The following is a 19,475-nucleotide window of genomic DNA, read 5'->3' as shown; positions in this document are numbered from 1 at the left end:
CTCTAAAGCCGCATCTCTTCCCGCAAAGCGGCGAGAAGCCGCTCATTCTCTTCTCTCGTCCGTACGGCGGCGCGATAGTAGCTGTCGTCCAGGCCCGGATAATTCCCGCACCCCCGCAAAAGGATGCCCCTTTTCCTCAGCCGCCCGCACAGATCGGGACAGGGCGTCTGGAAAAACACGAAGTTCGCTTTGGAACCGAAGACTTCACATCCCAGCGCTTGCAGACCCTCTTTTAAAAAGGCTCGCTCCTCCCGGATGAGCGCCCGGCTGCGGGCGACGTACTCCCTTTCCCTGAGCGCCGCCATACCCGCCGCCTGGGCCGGGATGCTCACACTCCACGGCTGGGCGCACCGGCTCATTTTCTCAAGCAGCGCTGTGTCCGAACACAGGGTGTACCCCAGCCGCAGCCCCGCCATGGCGTAGAGCTTGGTAAACGCCCTCAGAAGAAGCAGCCCCGGATATTCCCGCAGCTTTTCTAAGAGGGTGTGGCGCTCGGGCTCATCGAGAAAGTCCACAAAGCACTCGTCGAGCAGAAGCGTGATCCCCCGTTTGGCACAGGTGCCCACAATCTCTTCGAGCAGCTTTGGGGCGATCACTTCCCCCGTGGGATTGTTGGGGTTGCACAAAACGACAAGGTCGAGATCCGAGGTCAATTTCTCCAAAAAGGAGGACGTGAGGACGAAGCCCTCCTCCCGCCTGAGCGGGTGAAAGCGCACCTGACAGTCCACCAGGGAAAGGGCCTGGGCGTATTCGGCGAAGGTGGGGGCCAGGGTGAGGGCCCGCTTTGGCCTTACGGCCAGCGCCAATCGGAAGATGAGGTCCGCCGCCCCGTTGCCGCAGAGGATCCAGTCCTCGGGCACACCCAGCGCTTGGGAAAGGGCTTCCCGCAGTTCCCGGCAGAGCGGGTCGGGGTAGTGGGCGCATTCTCCCACCGCCTCCCGGGCCGCCAGCAGGACCCCCTTCGGCACACCCAGGGGATTGATGTTGGCCGAAAAATCCAAAATCTCCCCGGCATATTCCTGCCGCGCCGCATAGATGTCGCCGCCGTGGACGAGCTTTTCCATCTTATTTCCCCCTTTCCTGAGAAGTTACCGCTGGCCCATTGACAGGATGAGAAGCGCCATGCCGCCCCCGCAGACAAGGAGGGACAGCAGTTCCGTCACAAACATGAGCCTGCCCGCCCGGCCGATGTCTTTGGGCTCAATGGGCCGCACCGGGTCCCCGATGGCGGGCTTTTTGACCCGCTTGCCGAAATAATAGGCGTCCCCGGCCAGCTCCAGCCCCAAGGCCCCGGCGCACACCGCCTCGGTCTGGGCGCTGTTGGGGCTTTTGTGCTTTCTCCGGTCCCGCCGCCAAATGCGGGCGGCCCGCCGGGGGGAATGCCCGGTGAGCCCCGCCGCCAGGATCATGAGGAGAGCCGAAAGCCGGGCGGGGATAAAGTTCATCACGTCGTCGAGTTTGGCCGCGCACCTGCCAAAATGGAGGTATTTCTCGTTTTGATAGCCCACCATGGAATCCATGGTGTTGACCGCCTTATAGAAAAAGCCAAGCACCGGCCCGCCCAGCGCCATATAAAAGAGGGGGGCGATCACCCCGTCGGAGGTGTTTTCCGCCACCGTCTCCACCGCGGCTTTGGCCACCCCGGCTTCATCGAGCTTTTCGGTGTCCCGGCCCACAATCATGGAAACCCGGCGTCTGGCGAGGGGCAGGTCCCCCGCTTCCAGCGCCCTTTGCACCCGGGCGCTCTCCACATATAAGCTCTTGGCCGCCATGAGCTGGTAGCACATCCAGCTTTCCACCACAAAGCGCAGAACGGTGGAAAAAAGGCCGCATATCCACAAGAGGAGGGCGGGCGCGCCGGTACTGAGAACCAAGACCGCCGTCACCAGCACAACTCCCGCTCTTTTTTCCCCCGCCGGTGTGGCGGGAAACAGGGAGCGCAGCCCCTTTTCCAGCGCCCCGATGAGCGTACCCATTAGCCGCACCGGGTGGGGCATCCAGTGGGGATCCCCCAGACACAGGTCCAAGAGGACGCCCACTCCCAGCGCGCAGAGCCATTCGGTCGTCATGCCCTTTCCCCCTCCAATTTTTGCAGCACCCGACAGCCGTCCCGGAGACCCGTTCCCACGGTCTCCACCAAAAACCCGCCGCAGGCCCCCACCTGCCAATGAAAGTAGTCCTCCTCCGGGCGGGCGAAGCGGGAGAGGACGGCCATGATGGTGCCGCCATGGACCACATAGGCCGCCGTTTTGACGCCTCTTTCTTCCAGCGCCTCCACCGACTTTTGAAAGGCGTCGGCACAGCGGAAAATAAACGCGTCCCGGCTTTCCCCGCCGGGGAAGCCGGTGGTCCCGCCCGCATCCAGCCAGCGCTGATATGCTTCGTTTGCGGCGAGTTCCTCGTAATTTTTGTACTCAAATTCCCCGAAGTCGCACTCCTCGAGCCCGTCGATGAGCGCTATCGTTTTCCCGGGGAATAGGAGCGCCGCCGTCTGACGGCAGCGCAGGAGGGGGCTTGTCAAAACGGCCTCGATCTGTTCGCCTTCCAGCCGCTTCCCAAGCCTTTGTGCCGGCAGTCTGCCCTGCTCGCACAAAGGCTCGTCGGTCCTCCCCACATACCTTTGTTCCAGGTTGCCCTGGGTCGCGCCGTGGCGCAGTAGATAGATTCTCATTCTTTGTCCCCCTTGATGACCTGGACGCAGCCGCAGATCACCCGTTCCACACGCTGGGCACGCCCGGCTAGCGCGCAGCAGATGCGGCCGGTCTTCTCCCGCCATTCCCGCTCACTGGGGTCCATCGGCACGATGCCGCACCCGATTTCATCGCACAAGATGATCATGTCCGGGTTTTCTTCCAGCACCTGTTCCAGGGTAGGCCACGGGTCCCGGCCCTCCTCCATTTCCCGCCGGACCCACAGGTGGAGGTTGTCAAAAATCCGACAGCTTGTAAGGTCTTCCGCGTCGCAGTTTTCCCCGTCGGCCACCCCGCCGGACGGGCAGGCTGTGAGCGCATAGGCTCGCTTTCCCTGTCCCTTTCCTCCCACGATCAGACGCATGGGTCATCCCTCCTCAAAAGATCTTCTGTCCCGCCGCCACGGCAAGGAGCATTGCTATTTCGCACAGCTGTAAAAAATAGCCCGCCAGGTCCCCGGTGATGCCCCCAAACTGGCGGCGGCTCATCCGAAAGTAATAGGCAAACGTCACTCCCGCCGCCAGCACCGCCAGGCTTCCCACTGCGGGGCGGAGGCACACCATCCCCGCGGCGCAGAGAAGACCCAGCAGGATTTCCACCGCCGCCACCCGCTTTTTCTGCGCGGCGGTGGAAAAGGCCGCCAGCAGTCCCGTGCTCACACAGGGGAAGGTGACCACCGACAGACCGCTGAGTACCCGGGATAACACAAAGCCCAGTCCGACGACTCCCAGGGCCCGGACATCCGGCTTTAGTTCGCTCCAAAGGCCGAAGGACAAAAGAAAATAGAGGACGCATCCGATGAGGGCAAAAGCCCCGGTGTGGGGGTCCTTGAGGATTTCGAGCTTTTTCTCCCGGCTTTGGTGGGAGCCCAGCGCGTCGCAGGTGTCGCAGAAGCCGTCAAGGTGGATGCCGCCGGAAACTGCCACGGGCAGGACGCACGCCACCGCCGCAAAGAGGACACGCCCCAGCCCCGCCCAGCCGCACAGCAGTCCCCAGCCCTCCATGAGAAGGCCGGTCACCACGCCGATGAGGGGGAAAAAGCACAGGGCGTAGCGCATGTTTTCCTTGTTCCACTCCACCCGGGGCATGGGCAGGGCGCTGTACATGGAAAAGGCCACAACGAAAGACTGGAACCACCGCTTCATCAAAATTCCCCCTTGTGGACAATGGGAATCCCGCAGACCACTTCCGCTACCCGGTCGGCCCGGTGGGAAATCTGGGCGGTGGCCTCCGCCATCACCCGCCGGTAGGTTTCGGTTTCCCCGTCGTACTCGACGCCGTCGGAAAAGACGTCGTTTGCCACCACGATCACGTCCCCCGCCCGGGCGCACAGGGCGTCAACACCGCCCACGATGGCGGCGACGGCGTCCTTGCCCGCGCCGCCGGGGGAAAAAAGCTCGTTGGCCGCCAGGTTCCCCACACATTCCAGAAGGACCGCCGCCCCCTTAGGCACCCGCAGACCGGAAAGGGACACAAAGCGCTCGACAGTGGCAAAGCCCTTGTCCCGGCGCATGGCCCGGTGGCGGCGGATGCGCGCCTTCGCTTCCTCCCCCCATGGATCCATGGTGGCGATGTAGATTTTGTCAAGACAGCCGGACTTTGCCAGCAGCGCCTCGGCAAAGGCGGACTTGCCGCTGCCCGCGCCGCCGATGATGAGCGTCAGCATCCGCGCCGCCCTCCTTTTTGTATCTCGTTAGTCGGACAGCGGCTCATAGGCCTCCATCTCGATGTCCGCAAAGGTGCTCATGCCCCCGTAGACCGCCAGCGCCATGTCCAGGATTGGCAGGGCCGCCACCGCGCCCGTCCCCTCCCCCAGACACATCTGGGCGGTGAGGAAGGGGGAGAGGCCCAGCTCCTCCAAAATCCAATGGGCCGCCGCCTCCTTGGAGACATGGGAGGCCAGCATATACCCGGCCGCCGGAGGACAGAGGCGGGCGGCGGTCAGGGCCGCGGCCCCTGAGATGAATCCATCCAAGAGCACCGGGACCCGGCAGGCCGCCCCGCCCAAAAACACACCGGCAAGCCCCGCGATGTCCAGTCCCCCCACCTTGGAGAGCGTATCCAACGGGTCGGCCGGGTCGGGGCGGTTGACAGCGATGGCCCGTCGGATGGCCGCCACCTTCTTTGAAAGCCCCGCGTCGGAGAGCCCGGCCCCCCGGCCGGTCACCTCCTCCGGCGGTCTGCCCAAGAAAACGGAGGCCAGTGCGCTGCTGGTGGTGGTGTTGCCGATGCCCATTTCCCCGGTGGCTAAGATCCGGCACCCGGAGCGGACACAGTCGCAGGCCACCCGGATGCCCGTTTCGACGGCTTGTACCGCCTGGGCCCGGGTCATGGCCGGCCCCCTCGCCATGTTGGCCGTGCCCGGGGACACCTTAGCGCGGATGAGCCCCGGGCCCTCCACCGTCCCGGCAACACCGATGTCCACGGGGATGACCTGGGCCCTGGCCACACGGGCCATCTGGCAGACGCTCGTTTCCCCCCGGGTCATGTTTTCCGCCACGATGCCCGTCACCTCGTTGCCCGTTTGGGTGACCCCCTCGGCCACCACGCCGTTGTCCGCGCACATGACGATGACGGCCCGTTTGTCGAGGGTCACCCGGACGCTGCCCGTCATCCCCGCGATCTTGACAATGGCGTCCTCCAAAAGCCCCAGGCTGTGCAGGGGCTTGGCGATGGCGTCCCACCGGTCCTTGGCGGCCTCCATGGCCCCCTCATCCAGCGGACGGATGCATTTAATTGTCTCTTCCATTGTCATCGTCCCATCGTCCTTTCATATGCCGCGCATTTTTGGAGAAACCGGGCCGCCATCTCCCCGCTGCCGCCGAAGTGGAAGTGGGGAAAGCCCGCGTAGAGGGTGTCGCTCGCGTACCCGCATTCCCACCGCTCCGGACGCGACGCCTTTTCGGCCAAGAAATCCGCGCCGTTTTGGTCGGTGTCGTAATAATGAAACTCATGGGCGGGAATCCGCTCCCCGGCCCGGCACAGAAGGTTGTCCCGCCGGGCCGTAAGGGTCAGGTAGCCAAATCGCCGAAGCCGCCGGGTGGGATGGGCCTCCATGGGGAGGACGCCCGCCATGGGGTATCTTTCCCCCTCCTCCGTCGTGATCCCTTTTCCAAGGTAGAGAAATCCGCCGCACTCGGCCACACAGGGCATCCCGTTTTGAAGGGCCGCCCTGATGCTATCGAGCATGGCGGCGTTTTCCGAAAGCGCCTTGGCGTAGAGCTCCGGGTAGCCGCCGCCCAACAGGAGTCCCCCCGCCTGTAGCGGCAGCGTCTTGTCTTCCAGCGGCGAAAAGGGGGAAAGTTTGGCCCCCATCCGCTCGAGCGCTTCGAGGGCGTCCTCGTAATAAAAGCAAAAGGCCTTGTCCCTTGCCACCGCGATAGTGGCCGGTATCCGGACGGGACGCGCCGGTTCGTCGAAGGAGAGGGGCGGCGCGCTCTGGGCGATGCGCTCGATGCGCCCTATATCCACCGTCTCGAGGAAAGCCCGGCCCAGGGCGTCCAGTTTTTCCCGCAGATGGGCGACCTCCCCGGCGGTGATGAGCCCCAAATGGCGGCTTTCCAGCGCACAGTCGGGCAGCTTGGGGAGATATCCCAGCACCGGGATGCCCGTTTCCGCCTCCACCCGGGCTTTGATCTCCGGGTAGAGAGCGGGCGGCAGGCGGTTAAAAATCACCCCGGCAATCCCGCTGTCGGGGCGAAACGCCCCAAAGCCCCGGACCAATGCCGCCACCGACAGGGACATGCCCGCGGCGTTCACCGCCAGGATGACCGGCGTACCGGTGACCCGGGCCGCCTGGTAGCTGCTGGCGTCCGTGGTGGTGCCGATGCCGTCGTAATAGCCCATGACCCCTTCCAGCACCGCCAGATCGGCCCCGGTGGCACTGTGTCCCAACAGCGAGCGCGCCCCCGCCTCCCCCAACAGGAACAAATCCAAATTCCCGGATTTGGTCCCCAACACCTCCCGGTGAAACATGGGGTCGATGTAGTCGGGCCCGCACTTCATTGATACGACCTTTTTTCCCCGGGAGAGAAGCGCCCGCAGGAGGGCGCAGGTTATCGTGGTCTTGCCCGTGCCGCTGCCCGTCCCCGCGATCATCACCCGGGGAAGCTGCCGCTCAGTCATGGCGCGCCTCCTCTTCTGTCCGTCCCTCGCCGCTGAGAATAAAGACGGGGTTTTGGCCTTTGAGCATATGGGTGCGTCCCACCCGCTCGGTCCTAGCTACCGAGAGCTGGGATACTTCCACATCCCCAAAGTCCAGACGTTCGAGGGCTTCCAGCCCGGCGGAAAGGGTCTCCAAGGTAATGGCGGTGAAAACCACCCGCGCCCGGGGATTGCGCTGTTTGATCAGCGCGAGAATCTCCGGCAGATTGCCGCCGCTGCCGCCGATGAAGACCTTGTCCGGGGCCGGGAGGGAGGAGAGGGCCCCGGGGGCCTCCCCTTCCACCACCCGCAGATTCCACGCACCCGCCTTCTCCCGGTTTTTCCTAATGAGGCCCGCCGCCTCGGGGTTTCTTTCCACCGCGTAGACGAAGCCCCGGCGGGCCGTCAGCGCGGCTTCCACGCTCACCGAGCCGGTCCCCGCGCCGACGTCCCAAATGATGTCCCGCTCCTTTAGCCGCAGCCGGGAGAGGACGACGCAGCGCACCTCCGACTTGGTCATGGGTGTCTTGCCCCGGTGAAAAAAGCCGTCGGGGAGCCCCGGCGCCGAAAGCTCCGGCCGGGGCAGGGTGTTTTCCATGAGCAGCACCGCCAGCGGGTCGAAGTCCCGCTTTGCAAATTCCTTTGCGGTGCCCGAAGTAATCCGCTCGTCCGGGTAAGAAAGGCGTTCCCCCACCCACACCCGGCATTCCCCCATGTGCCACCGGCAGAGGGTCTCGCAGAGGTCCCCCACCTTCGTCTTCCCGCCGGTGAGACAGAAGACCCGCCGGTGGGTCAGCAGTTCCCCCACCGGGTGAAAGTCCCGGCCGTGGGCGCTGCAAAGGCGGACGTCCTCCCAGGGGATGCCAAGCTTCGCGCAGAAGTAGATAGGGGCGCTGACCCCCGCCAGGGAGGACACGACAAAGCGGTCTCCCAACAGCTTCCGCAGCTTTTTGGCGCCGCTATAAAAGCCCACGTCCCCCGAGAGGAGCACCCCCACCGGGTCGCATTCAGGGTGGGCCTCGATGGCGCGCAGCACGTCCTCGGAGAGGGAGGCGGCGCACTTCTCCCCCTCCCATCCGCGCCATTCTTCCAGGAGCCGGGGCGCGCCGATGAGAAGCCGGCAGCCCCCAAGGGCCTCTTTGGCTTCCACGGTGAGCTGGCTCGGGTGTCCCATCCCGGTTCCCACAAGAATAACGCGGCGTTTCATCGCTGTTCCTCCTCGCATAGTCCATAGTCTTCTTCCAACAGACGCACAAGCGTCTCCCAGTCCATGCCCTCGTCTCCCGCGGGCCGCCCGATGGCGATGACTTGGACCCCCGTCTCCTTGGCGGCCTCCAGCTTTTCGGAGAAGCCCCCGGCTTTCCCCGAACACTTGGTCACCAAAAAGCGGATGTCCCACTGACGCAAAAGGGCGGCGTTGAGCGCTTTGGAAAAGGGCCCCTGCATACAGATGAGATGGCTTGACATAACGCCCGCTTCTTCCGCCATTTGCAGGGACTCTACGCTGGGCAGGATTCGGACATAGAGCCGCTCCCGGGGAATCTTCCCAAAGAAATGCAGTTCCTTGACCCCGGTGGTGAGCAGGATATTGCCCGAGGTGTCTGTTAAGAGCTCGGCCGATTCGGTCGGGCCGGGCGCCAGTTGACAGTCCGCCATTTCCTCCCCCTTCCGGCCAAGACGATAGCGGGGAAGACGCACCCGCTCACAGGCCGCCCGGATATTGCGGGAGACCTCCTCCGCATAGGGGTGAGTGGCGTCGATGACGCAGTCGAAGGACTCTCTCTCCATGCGTGAGACCATCTCTTCTTCGTCCAGCCGTCCGGTGAAAACCCGGCAGCCGCTAGCTTCCATGAGAGTGCCGCCGTAATCGGTGGCCACGCTCACCGTCACCGAAACGCCCCGGCGGATGAGCCACCGGCAGACGGCGCGGCCCTCGCTGGTGCCGCCAAAGACTAGAAAATTCACGGCCTGGCCTCCCTTTGCAGATAGCCCCGGGGCGTCACCATCTTTCCGCCGATGACCCGGGTGGCGGTGCTTCCGATAAAGACGGTGGTGAACATATCCGCCTGGGCGTCTTTGAGCTCTGATAGGGTGAGGATTTGGGCATTTTCCCCTTCCCGGCCGATGTTGCGGACCATACCGCACACAGTTTCGGGGGAGCGGTGGCGCAGAACGATCTCGCAGGCCCTGGCCAGATAATCGGGCCGCCGATGGCTGGCGGGGTTATAGAGGCACAGCACAAAGTCGGCCTCAGCCGCCAGGGAGAGCCGCTTTTCAATGCGCTCCCAGGGGGTGAGCAGGTCGCTGAGGCTCACCACGGCAAAGTCGTGGGTGAGGGGGGCCCCCAAGAGCGCCCCGCCGCTGCACGCCGCCGTCACGCCGGGGATGACCTCGATTTCGATGGGCGGATAGTCTCCCGCCACCTCATAGAGGAGGGCCGCCATGCCGTACACCCCCGCGTCCCCGCTGGAAATCATGGCCACCCGTTTCCCGGTGAGCGCCGTTTCCACCGCCCGGCGGCAGCGCTCCTCCTCCCGGCGCATGGGGGTGGTGATGATCTCTTTTTCGGGGAAACGCCCCTGCAAAAGGGCGATATAGACGCTGTACCCCGCGATGACGTCGCAGTCCTCCAAAGCCCTTTGGGCTTCCACCGTCATCTTGTCCCAGCCGCCGGGACCCATGCCCACTACCGCAATCTTCATGCCTTTACTCCTCAAACGTAATTTCTATCTTTTGTAGCGCCGCCGCCACCGTAACCCCGTCCATCCCGCGCTTGGGGAAGAGAAGCTTCCCACCGCTTGCGAGGACCGCGGCCCGCTCGCAGACATTGTCGACCCCCACCATTTCCTTCACAAATGCCGAGGCCGTATACTCCCCCGGCACTCCCGCCAGTTCCCCGGCGGAAAAAGCCGTGAGCGGCACGCCCCAGCTTTCGCAGAAGCAGAGGAGCCCCGGCTCGCCCGCCTTCAGGTCAATGGTGGCTACCCCGCACACGCTCTTTTTCGAGACGCCCGCCTCCGCGAGCGCCGCGTTGACAGCCTCTTCGACGGCGGACGCCTGGGTTCCTCTGCGGCACCCAATCCCTAAGATCACCGCCCGGGGAATTAACGGGAGGGTCACGTCAAAAGGCCGCACCCCCTCGTCGAGGGAAAAGGCGACGCCCACTTCTCCCCCCTCCGCTTTCTCCATGCCCCGGGGCAAGAGGAGCGGCAGAGGTAAATCGCTATACACTCCCACCGGCTTTCCGGCCAACAGCGCCGCCGAGACCGCCTTGGCCGCTTTCAGGTCCCCCAGCGCAAAGCCGTGCTCTTGGGCCCAGCGGTCCACGGCCAGCACGCCCCGGCCGTCGGTGGCGGTGGTGATCACCGGTTCCCCGCCGGTGATCCGGGCGATCAAACGGGCGAGTTCGTTGGCCCCGCCCAGGTGCCCGGAGAGAAGGGAAATGACATACTTTCCCCCTTCGTCTAAGACCAACACGGCCGGGTCCCGGGCCTTATCTTTGACCCAGGGGGCGACGGCCCGTACCGCGATGCCGCAGGCACCGACAAAGATAAGGGCGTCACATTCCCCGAACCTCTCCCCCGCCCACTGGGCGCAGGGGGCGTTCACCGGACGCAGGGGGAGAGGCGGCAGGTCTTTCATCTTGATGTATCCCGCGCAGCCGTGACCCTGTTCTTCGAGGGCCTTGCAGAGCCGCAAGGCCAGCTTGCCGCCCCGGGCCGTAAAGGCAATGACCGCAATCCTCACTGTTTTGCCTCCCGGTAGCCGTGGCCGAAGGCCGGGTCGTAGAGCTTGGAGCGCTCCCGCTTGCCGTCTAAGAACTCCCCCACCAAAATGAGGGCCGTCCGCTCGATGCCGTGACGGCGGGCCATCTCGGGCAGGTCCCCCACCCGGCCCCGCACGACCTGCTCCTCGGGCCAGGAGGCCTTATAGACGATGGCCGCCGGGGTGTCCTCCCGGCAGCCCCCCTCCAAGAGACGCCGGCGCAGTTCGGGGAGCATCCCGGCGCTCAAAAAGATCACCATGGTGGCCCCATGGGCGCTGAGGCTCTCGATTTTCTCCCGCTCGGGCACCGGCGTGCGCCCGGCCAATCGGGTGATGATCACCGACTGGGAGATCCCGGGCAGGGTGTATTCCGCCTGCAACGCGGACGCCGCGGCGCAAAAGGAGCTGACCCCCGGCGTCACGTCGCTGGAAATACCCGCTTCCTCTAAGAGCTCGATCTGCTCCCGAATGGCCCCGTAGAGGCTGGGGTCCCCGGTGTGCAGGCGCACGGTCGTCTTCCCCTCCCGCTCAGCTTCTTGCATCACGGCGAAGGTCTCTTCCAGCGTCATGGCGGCGCTGTTGTGGATTTCGCAGCCCTTCTTCGCATAGGAGAGAAGCTGGGGGTTGACGAGGGAACCCGCATAGATAATCACGTCCGCCTGGGAGAGAAGCCGCATCCCCCGCACGGTGATGAGGTCCACGGCGCCGGGCCCGGCCCCTACAAAATGTACCATCGTCAGTCCTCCTCGTCTTTAATAATATAAAGGGAAAAATAGCTCTCCGGTATTTCCTGCCCCTCCAGGGTGGGGTAGACCTTCTCCCCCTCCATCCCGCAGTCGACGACCAGCCGGGTCCGGGAGAGCAGGTCCCGCTTTTCCAGGGTGTCTCTCAGTCCCGCCGCCGTCCTTCCCGCCTTCATCAGCACCTTGGTGCCGGGCAGGGAGAGGGCGTCCAGGGCCCCGTCGTAGGAGGCGGGGACGATGTGGAGCATTTCCCCGTTTTCGCAGAGACTCTCCCCCAGCCGGGCCGCCGCCGCGCAGAAGGAGGGCACGCCGGGGATGATATAGGCCGGATATCCCGCCTCTTCCACCAGCCGGTGAAGATAGAGGTAGGTGGAATACACCGTGGGGTCCCCCAGGGTGAGGAAGGCCGCCTGCCTGCCCTTCTCGAGCTCCCGGCACAGCCGCTTTGCCGCCTCTTCCCGGCTTTGCCGGAGGGCGCGGCCATCGCGGACCATGGGCAGGGGGAGGAAGAGGAGCTCCTTGCCCTCAATGTCCGCCGCCCGCCGGGCGATACGAAGGGCCGCGCAGTCCCCGGCCCCCGACGCGGGCAGGGCGATCACGTCCGATTCCTCCATGACGCGCACCGCCTTTTTGGTGACAAGTTCCGGGGCCCCGGGCCCCACGCCCACGCCGTACAGTGTCCCTTTCACTTTGCTTTTCCCTCCATTTCCTTTCGCAGTTTTTCCGCGTTTTCCGTCTGTCCCAGGACGCCGAAGCGGTTGGAGAAGAGGATGGCCCCCGTTTCAAACGCGCCCTTGGCCCGGGCTTCCAGATAAAACGCCACCCGCTCCATGACGCTCGCCATCACGTGAGCAAGCAGGCCTTCTTCCCGCAAAACACTCACCGCGTCGTCCACCGTCACGCACCCCATCAGCCGGGCGGCGGTTTCTTTCCCGGCGCCGCACAGCGCCGCATGGGCCGTGAGCACCTCCATCCGGCAGTCCGCCGTCCGGGAGTGGGTGTTCATGACGCCCGCCGCCACCTTGATGAGCTTCCCGGCGTGCCCGATGAGCAGGACCTGACGAAAGCCGCACCGGGCGGCGTAGTCCAGCGCCTCCCCAAGAAAATTGCTGCATTTGACCGTCCGGCCGGGGTCGATGCGGGTGTGCCCCGCGATAAAATCAGCGCCGTAGTTGCCGGGAGTCAGGACGATTTCACGGCGCCCGGCGGCCCGGATGACGTCCATCTCGGCTTCTATGGTGGCGATGAGGGCCTTTTCGCTCATGGGCTCCACAATGCCGCTGGTGCCCAGGATGGAGATGCCCCCTTCGATGCCCAGGCGGGGGTTGAAGGTCCGCCTGGCGATCTCTTCCCCGCCCGGCACCGAAATTTCCACCCAGATGCCCCCTTCATAACCGGCCTCGACGCAGACGCGCTCCACCGCCTCCCGGATCATCCGCCGGGGAACCCGGTTGATGGCCGCCTCTCCCACCGCACATTCGAGCCCCGGCCGGGTGACGGTGCCGATGCCCGCCCCGCCGGTGAGGAGAAAGCCCGTCTCCCGTTTTCGGGCCGTGGCGTAGATGCATAGGCCGTCGGTGGCGTCAATGTCGTCGCCCCCGTCCTTGCGCACGGCGCAGGACGCAGCCCCTTCGGCGAGGTGGATGTCCTCGATATCCAGCGTGAGCGGGATGCCCTTGGGCGTCTTGATCCCCACCTGCGCCGGTCGGCCCAATCCCAATAACATCTGTACGGCGGCGGCCGCCGCCCCCGCGGCACAGGATCCGGTGGTGTAACCGCAGCGCAGGCGCTCGCCGTTCTGATAGATGTAGTAGTCGAGCTTTCCCATACTTTCCTCCCGCCTTCCATGTCCGCAAGGGGCGGCAAAACAAAAACCGCTCCAGGCAAATGTAACAAATGCCCGGAGCGGCGTGATCTTTCCTCATCAATGCGCGGCCGATGCTTTCCACCCCTTTGAAAAGGAGGGCGTTGCCAGCCACGCGCCCTATGTCACGCCGGCCCCAGCGTCCGCAGAGCCGCATGCATCGTCTCAGGCAGGTCTTCTGGCTTGGGGCGGAAAGCCCGTCCGGTTTCCCAGACGGGGCGGACCATCGCCCGCCGTCTTTCCGCCCATCACAGTAACGGCCTTGCGTGGGAATTTCACCCAGCTTCCCCTGTCCGCGCCACATCGGCGCACCTGGACGTTGTACATTTAGTGTAATCGAATTTATTTGCGCTGTCAAGCGAGACCCTCTCCCGTTTCCTACCGGCCGTAGAGGATCTTCACCTGCCCGATCTCTCGGGCGCAAAGACACAGGGCAAAGTCTTCGTCAAAGGGGGGAAAGAAAAGCCGCATCCCCTCCACCGACGGTCGGATGCCCGCCTCCCCCGCCACCGAAAACAGGCGCATTTCATCCCCCACGCCCTGGCCCGTCAGCTTGACGAAGCTCTCCTTGGCCGCCCAGACACAAAAGAAGTCCCGGTAGCCGGTGCGGCGCAGGTAATCGTCCTCCTCCGGGTGGAAAAAGCGGCGGGAAATCCGGGCGCGGTCGCAGGTCTGTTTTCGCTGCAGATCGAGGCCCACCGGCTCGCTCCCAAAGGCGCACATCCAGTGGCCGCCGCTGTGGGAGAGGGAAAAATGAAGCCCCGGCATGTTGACAAAATAAGGCTTTCCCCCCACGCCCCGCTTTGTCTCATAAAGCGCCTCGTCCTCCTCCGGCTCCCGGTCTAAAAGCAGGGCCGCCGCCCGGGAAAGCCGCATTGCAGGCGGACAGACGCTCTCAGGCGGGTAATAGATGATGGTGAAGTCTGCCATCTTAAGGCTCCGTAATGCCTTTTTGGCGCATGTACTCGATGACGTCCCGCACCTGATGGAGCTGCCAGACCTCCCGGGTGGGGATGGTGGTGTCAAAGTGGTCCTCAAAGGCGCAGATGATGTTCATGATGTCAAAGGAGTTGAGCTCCAAATCCTGGATAAAGTCGGTGTCGTAGGTGATGCCGCTCTTGCCGGTCACCTGGTAGATGATATTCTGTATCAGTTCAAGCATTGCGATTCTCCTTCTTCCTCTTGCCGGACTAGACCATGTGCCGTTTGATCTTCTGCGAGGCGGTCTTTGCAAACTCCTTCTCCCGGATGTTGATCATCTGCACCTGCTGATAGAGGGGCAGCGTGGCGTTGATGCGGTCAATTTCCTTTTGCAGCTCCTCCAAAATCTCATAGGAGCTCATCTGCCGGGCCCGCTCCGGGTCGGGGTAGATGCTGGCGGCCACCTTGACGTCGTCGGCCGAGTTGCCGCTCTTGATGCCGTGGATGAGCACATCCTTGACAAGCGGTATCCGCCCGATCATCTCCTCAATCTTCTCCGGGGAGAGCTTCTTTCCATTTTTAAAAACGATGAGGTTCTTTTTTCGTCCGGTCAAAAAGAGGAAGCCGTCCTTGTCCTGGTACCCCAGGTCCCCGGTTTTAAACCAGCCGTCTTCCAGCACCTGCTTTGTCGCCTCGTCGTCCCGGTAGTAGCCCTTCATCACCGAGGGACCCTTGACCCAGATTTCTCCGTCCACCATCTTTAACTGGCAGCTGGGCAGCACATGACCCACCGAGCCCATCCGGTAGGAGTAGTTGCAGTTGACGCTCACCAGCGGCGAACATTCGGTGATGCCGTAGCCCTGCAGGATGAAGATGCCAAAGAGGGCCATGTCCTTGGTAATCTCCTTACTCAGATGGGCGCCGCCGCTGACGGCGATGTGGAGATTTCCCACAATCTTTTCCCGGATACCAAGGAGGGTCTTGCTCTGCCAGGGGATCCCCAGCCGCCGGACCAAGCCGTTTATTTTGAGAAGCCGTCTCAGCTGCCGGGCCTTGCCCTGCTTTTCGGCCCCCAGCCAGATTTGGTTATAGATGGCCTCCACAATAAGCGGCACCGTGACGATGGAATCGGGTTGGGCCAAATGCAAATCCCGCATCATGGTCTTTAAGTCCCCGTTTAAGTAGAGATGCGCCCCACGCACCAAGGTTCCCAGCACGGCGCAGGTCATACCGTAGGTATGATAAAAGGGAAGGGAGGTAAACACCTTCTCCTCCGCGGAGATATACAGGATGGCGTCGCTGGTGTTTTGCAGGATGTTTTTCTGGGTGAGCATGACGAGCTTCGGGCGGCTGGTGGTGCCGGAGGTAAAAACGATGGCCGCCGTTTGGTCCGGGTCCACCTGCACCCGGCCGCGCAATGAATTTTCCCCCGCCTCTTTCTCCCGGCCGATGGCGCAAAGCTCGGTGAGGCTCGGGAACTGGCCGTCCCCCTCCGGCACCGCCATCAACATGAGCTGGCGCAGGCAGGCGTCCTCTTTTATCAGGGGCTTACAGATGGGCAGGTAGGTCTCGCTGACAAAGGCGGCTTTGACTCCCGCTGTTATGAGCATCTGGCGGATACTTTCGTCGGGCTGTTCAATATCGATGCACACCGCCACGCCGCCGGTGGCTGTGATGGCGAGATAGGCCACAATCCACTCGTAGCTGTTTTCCCCCACCAGCGCCACATGCTGGCCGTCAAGGTCCATGGCGCACAGGGCCTCGCACAGGGCATGGACGTCACGGACAAGTTCAGTGTAGCTGTGCCGGACCTCTTCCTTTTTGCGGGTGAAATAGGATAGCGCCGGCTTTTCTCCAAAGCGGTTGCGGATGCCCTCTAAAAAGGCGGGAAAAGTTTCATAATAATCGACCTGGTTGAGGTGGAATTTTTTCATAAAAAGGAGCCCCCCTGCTTTTTGATGTGATACGTCAGCGTCCCCGTGCTATTTTCCCTCCGGGTTCTCTTTGCTCAGGATGTCCAAGAAGATGTCGACCATAGCGGCATCGAATTGGGTTCCTTTTCCGTTGATTAGCTCTTGCCTTGCCATTTGCATATCTAAGTTCTTGCGGTATTGCCGGTGGGAGGTCATGGCGTCAAAGGCGTCCACCACCCCGATCATCCGCGCTTCCTCGGGAATCTCTTCCCCCTTAAGTCCATCCGGATAACCTTTGCCGTCCACCCATTCGTGGTGGGCGCGGACTATGGGGACAACGTCGCTGAAAAAGGAAACATTGGCCAATATTTGAGCGCCCCGGACAGTGTGGTTTTTCACTTCCTCATATTCTTCCGGCTCCAGCTTCCCCTCCCGGTGCAGGATTTCGTCGGGGATGCCGATCTTGCCGATATCGTGGAAAAGTCCCGCAATCCGCAGCCGCTCGCAGTATTCATCGGGTTTGCCCATGGCTTTGGCGATCTGGCAGGCATATTGGGATACCCGGTCGGAATGGCCGCGGGTATAGATATCCTTGGCGTCCACCAGGGAACGGATGGCGCTGACCGTCTCCATATAGCCGTCCCGCAGACGGGCGTAGGCTTCGGTGAGCTCCTTGTTTTTCTGGGAAACCAGGGCGTGGAGCCTGGCGTTGTGGAGGGCGGCCGACGCCTGCCGGACAAAGATCTCAAAGAGCTGTACCTGGTCAAAGCGGGGTTCCTCCTCCAGCTCCACCCCCATGATGCCCATGGCGCGCTCCTTTTCATCAGGGACGAGCATGGCGATTTTCTTTTCATGTCTCGAGGCGCCCTGGCAGCCTTTGGCCGCCTCCACCGCCTTCATAAGCTCTTCACCGCTGGGAGCCACCCCAAAACAGCGGAACAACTCGTGGCCGGCAGTCCCGTTAAGAAGCCCGGTCAGCGGGGCGTCGAGCCCCAAAAAGGCCCGGGAACATCCCAACAATTCCACCGCCTTATTGATGATGCTGTCGGCGATGTCCTCCACCGAGCGCAGCTGATAGATCTGGGGCAGGGACTCCACGATGGAAGAAAGCCCGTTTTTATAACTACGGATGGTTCGGTTTTGCTTGATGGCCTTGACGCAGGACTCCACCAGCAGCTCCAGCTGGTCGAACCGGTCGCTTTTTTCGTAGTAGCCCTGGATGTCCAGTTCCCGGATGGTTTTGAGGGGCGGGGCCATACTCTTGTGGCCGGTGAGCAGGATGATGAAGAGCTCCCCGTTAAACTTGCGGATTTCCTCCACCACCTGATCGCCGCAGATGGGCGTCATCAAAAAATCGAGAAGCAGGATGTCGTAGTGGCCCTCCCGCACCCGTTCAATGGCCTGGTAGGGGTCGTTTTCCACATCCACCTGGTAGCCGGACCGCTGGAAATAGGCTTGGAGGGTACTGGTCATGATGGGATCGTCGTCCAAGGTCAGGATGGAGTAGGAATTGGTCGTGGCAGCGCGTTTATGCTGTCTCACTGGCGGTCACCTCCTTTCGGGGTATCTTTGTCGGTAATTCGTATGGAATCCATGGGCAGCGACAATCCAAAGATGGACCCGCCGCCGGGATTTTCTTCCACCCACATGCTGCCGCCGAACTTGGCGCGCACTACGGCGTTGGAGATATACAGTCCCAGCCCGCTTCCCATGGTTCCCTTGCTGGTGATCATTTCTTTGAAGAGCCGGTTTCTCACCTTTTCATCCACTCCGGGACCGGTGTCCTTGACAAAAATGCGAAGCTGGTCGTCCTTTTGGCCGATGCCAATGGTGATGATGCCGCCGCCCGCCTGCTTTTGAGCGTAGATGGCGTTGGAGAGCAGGTTATTCATCACCTGAATTAAGTTATTGATATCCCCGTGGAGGGTGATCATCTTGTCGGGGTCATATTCATAAATCAGCCGGCAGCCCGAGCTCATCAGCTCGTGGCGCATGAGGAGGTTGGTGCGCTTGATGAGTTCCTCCAAGGTGAAATCCGCGTCGTCAAAGGCGCTGACACTGTTGGCCTGGCCCTTGATGGCGGTGATGATGTCCGACATGTAGGCCGAGGACTCCCGCACCTTGTCAAACCAGCCCCGGATTTCCCCGTAGATTTCCCGGTAGTCATCCGGCTCCACCTGGGGGTCGTCGAGGCTATCGTAACACTCCTGCACCAAAGTGTCCGCCGCGGAAATACATCCGGAAATGCTCATGATGGGCGTCTTCAGATTGTGGGCCAATCCCCCCATCATCTGGCCCAAGAACGCGAAGCGCTCCTGCTCCATCATGCGGGTCTGGCTGTCCTGGAGCTGCTGCATGCTCTTTTTGAGGGGCGTGATGTCCTTAAAGATGACCACATACCCCGAGCGCTTCTCCTTGATGTCCAGCGGGGAGACGTCGGTGACGTAGTAGTTTTTCCGCACCGGGCCGTCGTCCTTTTTCACCGTCACCGCCTGTTCGTAGGAGATGCCCGAGCCCGATTCCCGGCAGGCGTCCACGGCAGTGATCATGTTATAGATGGCCGTCTTGCCCGAGACGTCCTCCTCGCGGGCGCAGTCGGAGAGATATTTGTTCTCCCGGATGCCGTAGACCGAGGCGAAGTATTTCTCAAAGGGCTTATTGAAGCTGATGACCAGCCCCTTTTCGCTGAGGATGAGATAGCAGTCGGGAATCCAGTCCAGGATGTGCTGGAGGGCGATGGGCTTGATGTCGAAGAGGTGGAGCTGGTAGATGGCGATGCCGTTAAAGATGATGGTGGGAATAAAGCTGAGGGGGGTGGCGCTGATGGGCATATCCACCGGGGAAAAGGTGGCGATCATACTCACCGCCAGCGGGCAGAGCCCGCCCAGGGAAAAGAGCAGACACTGCATCCGGTAAAGCCGGCTGCTGTTTTTGACAGCGAAAGTGATCATCATGACAAGGCTCACCGTCAGATAGACATAGCTGCAAAGTCCCGCTACATACATGTAAGGCCCAAAGACGATTTCACTTTTGATGACGGAAAAGACCTTGTACATCAGATGGTGCCAGGGATTGGTCCAGACGATCAGGGTGGTGATCGCCGGCATGATGAAGAGAACCCAACTCCACTTGGGCATCCTCTCATAGCCCTTGGCGAAAACCAAGGCGATGCACAAGGTGAACACCGGGGCAAAAGCTCCGCCCACATAAGTCAGGGCATCGAAGAGAAAGAGGACCGGCGTGTTGCCAAGGTCAGTGAACTTGATACCCAGCATAGCCAGCGCCCAAATGGCAAAGGAGAGGGAGATCATGAGATAGAGCTTGTGTATAAGCTGCATCCGGCCTGTTTTGACGCTCCAAACGCAAAAGAGGCCGATGGCAATTAAACAAACGGCAAAGATGGCGGCGGATAAATCGGAAACCATAGAGATCATCC

At 62.3% G+C, this 19,475-nt stretch carries 20 protein-coding genes and 1 riboswitch; all 20 genes read right to left on the bottom strand.

Going from position 1 to position 19,475, the window contains the following annotated elements; all coding sequences use genetic code 11:
• Nucleotides 1–2 precede the first annotated feature (2 nt).
• Nucleotides 3–1,064: a threonine-phosphate decarboxylase CobD gene (gene cobD / locus H8709_RS00460; RefSeq protein ID WP_262396410.1), complete on the bottom strand. Its 1,062-nt coding sequence runs from the start codon at nucleotides 1,062–1,064 to the stop codon at nucleotides 3–5.
• A gap of 24 nt (nucleotides 1,065–1,088) precedes the next feature.
• Nucleotides 1,089–2,069, bottom strand: coding sequence for an adenosylcobinamide-phosphate synthase CbiB (gene cbiB / locus H8709_RS00455; RefSeq protein WP_262396409.1), 981 nt, complete (start codon nucleotides 2,067–2,069; stop codon nucleotides 1,089–1,091).
• Nucleotides 2,066–2,671, bottom strand: coding sequence for a histidine phosphatase family protein (locus H8709_RS00450; RefSeq protein ID WP_262396408.1), 606 nt, complete (start codon nucleotides 2,669–2,671; stop codon nucleotides 2,066–2,068). The genes cbiB and H8709_RS00450 overlap by 4 nt, the downstream gene beginning before the upstream one ends.
• Nucleotides 2,668–3,054, bottom strand: a complete 387-nt coding sequence (locus H8709_RS00445) for a bifunctional adenosylcobinamide kinase/adenosylcobinamide-phosphate guanylyltransferase (protein WP_262396407.1) — start codon at nucleotides 3,052–3,054, stop codon at nucleotides 2,668–2,670. Before H8709_RS00445 ends, H8709_RS00450 begins: the two co-directional genes overlap by 4 nt.
• A 13-nt stretch (nucleotides 3,055–3,067) precedes the next feature.
• On the bottom strand, nucleotides 3,068–3,835 hold the full coding sequence (locus H8709_RS00440) for an adenosylcobinamide-GDP ribazoletransferase (protein ID WP_262396406.1): 768 nt from the start codon (nucleotides 3,833–3,835) through the stop codon (nucleotides 3,068–3,070).
• On the bottom strand, nucleotides 3,835–4,356 hold the full coding sequence (locus tag H8709_RS00435) for a bifunctional adenosylcobinamide kinase/adenosylcobinamide-phosphate guanylyltransferase (protein WP_262396405.1): 522 nt from the start codon (nucleotides 4,354–4,356) through the stop codon (nucleotides 3,835–3,837). Before H8709_RS00435 ends, H8709_RS00440 begins: the two co-directional genes overlap by 1 nt.
• A 27-nt stretch (nucleotides 4,357–4,383) precedes the next feature.
• Nucleotides 4,384–5,445 carry a nicotinate-nucleotide--dimethylbenzimidazole phosphoribosyltransferase gene (gene cobT, locus H8709_RS00430; protein WP_262396404.1) on the bottom strand — a complete coding sequence of 354 codons (1,062 nt, stop codon included), beginning with the start codon at nucleotides 5,443–5,445 and terminating at the stop codon, nucleotides 4,384–4,386.
• Nucleotides 5,442–6,815, bottom strand: a complete 1,374-nt coding sequence (locus tag H8709_RS00425) for a cobyrinate a,c-diamide synthase (RefSeq protein WP_262396403.1) — start codon at nucleotides 6,813–6,815, stop codon at nucleotides 5,442–5,444. The genes cobT and H8709_RS00425 overlap by 4 nt, the downstream gene beginning before the upstream one ends.
• Nucleotides 6,808–8,040, bottom strand: a complete 1,233-nt coding sequence (cbiE, locus tag H8709_RS00420) for a precorrin-6y C5,15-methyltransferase (decarboxylating) subunit CbiE (protein ID WP_262396402.1) — start codon at nucleotides 8,038–8,040, stop codon at nucleotides 6,808–6,810. Before cbiE ends, H8709_RS00425 begins: the two co-directional genes overlap by 8 nt.
• Nucleotides 8,037–8,798 carry a precorrin-6A reductase gene (gene cobK, locus H8709_RS00415; protein ID WP_262396401.1) on the bottom strand — a complete coding sequence of 254 codons (762 nt, stop codon included), beginning with the start codon at nucleotides 8,796–8,798 and terminating at the stop codon, nucleotides 8,037–8,039. The genes cbiE and cobK overlap by 4 nt, the downstream gene beginning before the upstream one ends.
• Nucleotides 8,795–9,535 (bottom strand): precorrin-3B C(17)-methyltransferase, encoded by a 741-nt coding sequence (gene cobJ, locus H8709_RS00410; protein ID WP_262396400.1) that lies wholly within the window; start codon nucleotides 9,533–9,535, stop codon nucleotides 8,795–8,797. Before cobJ ends, cobK begins: the two co-directional genes overlap by 4 nt.
• Before the next feature lie 4 nt (nucleotides 9,536–9,539).
• On the bottom strand, nucleotides 9,540–10,580 hold the full coding sequence (locus H8709_RS00405; RefSeq protein ID WP_262396399.1) for a cobalt-precorrin 5A hydrolase: 1,041 nt from the start codon (nucleotides 10,578–10,580) through the stop codon (nucleotides 9,540–9,542).
• Nucleotides 10,577–11,332 carry a precorrin-4 C(11)-methyltransferase gene (gene cobM / locus H8709_RS00400; protein ID WP_262396398.1) on the bottom strand — a complete coding sequence of 252 codons (756 nt, stop codon included), beginning with the start codon at nucleotides 11,330–11,332 and terminating at the stop codon, nucleotides 10,577–10,579. Before cobM ends, H8709_RS00405 begins: the two co-directional genes overlap by 4 nt.
• A gap of 2 nt (nucleotides 11,333–11,334) precedes the next feature.
• Nucleotides 11,335–12,030, bottom strand: a complete 696-nt coding sequence (gene cobI, locus H8709_RS00395; protein WP_262396397.1) for a precorrin-2 C(20)-methyltransferase — start codon at nucleotides 12,028–12,030, stop codon at nucleotides 11,335–11,337.
• Nucleotides 12,027–13,169, bottom strand: a complete 1,143-nt coding sequence (cbiD, locus tag H8709_RS00390) for a cobalt-precorrin-5B (C(1))-methyltransferase CbiD (protein ID WP_262396396.1) — start codon at nucleotides 13,167–13,169, stop codon at nucleotides 12,027–12,029. Before cbiD ends, cobI begins: the two co-directional genes overlap by 4 nt.
• 187 nt (nucleotides 13,170–13,356) lie before the next feature.
• Nucleotides 13,357–13,535, bottom strand: a riboswitch (cobalamin riboswitch).
• Between the two features lie 48 nt (nucleotides 13,536–13,583).
• Nucleotides 13,584–14,135 carry a 4'-phosphopantetheinyl transferase family protein gene (locus tag H8709_RS00385; protein WP_262396395.1) on the bottom strand — a complete coding sequence of 184 codons (552 nt, stop codon included), beginning with the start codon at nucleotides 14,133–14,135 and terminating at the stop codon, nucleotides 13,584–13,586.
• 1 nt (nucleotide 14,136) lies between these two features.
• A complete protein-coding gene (locus H8709_RS00380; RefSeq protein WP_262396394.1) occupies nucleotides 14,137–14,367 on the bottom strand; it encodes an acyl carrier protein in 231 nt (76 codons plus the stop codon).
• Between the two features lie 28 nt (nucleotides 14,368–14,395).
• A complete protein-coding gene (locus H8709_RS00375; protein ID WP_262396393.1) occupies nucleotides 14,396–16,060 on the bottom strand; it encodes an AMP-dependent synthetase/ligase in 1,665 nt (554 codons plus the stop codon).
• Nucleotides 16,061–16,108: 48 nt separating this feature from the next.
• Entirely contained in the window at nucleotides 16,109–17,581 is a 1,473-nt protein-coding gene (locus H8709_RS00370; RefSeq protein ID WP_262396392.1) for an HD domain-containing response regulator, read from the bottom strand.
• Nucleotides 17,578–19,464, bottom strand: coding sequence for a histidine kinase N-terminal 7TM domain-containing protein (locus H8709_RS00365; protein ID WP_262396391.1), 1,887 nt, complete (start codon nucleotides 19,462–19,464; stop codon nucleotides 17,578–17,580). Before H8709_RS00365 ends, H8709_RS00370 begins: the two co-directional genes overlap by 4 nt.
• Nucleotides 19,465–19,475 lie beyond the last annotated feature (11 nt).

Source organism: Zongyangia hominis (assembly GCF_014385095.1).
GTDB classification, from domain to species: domain Bacteria; phylum Bacillota; class Clostridia; order Oscillospirales; family Ruminococcaceae; genus Zongyangia; species Zongyangia hominis.
Note: the sequence above shows the minus strand (reverse complement) of the source record. Positions and strands in the feature narration are given on the sequence as shown.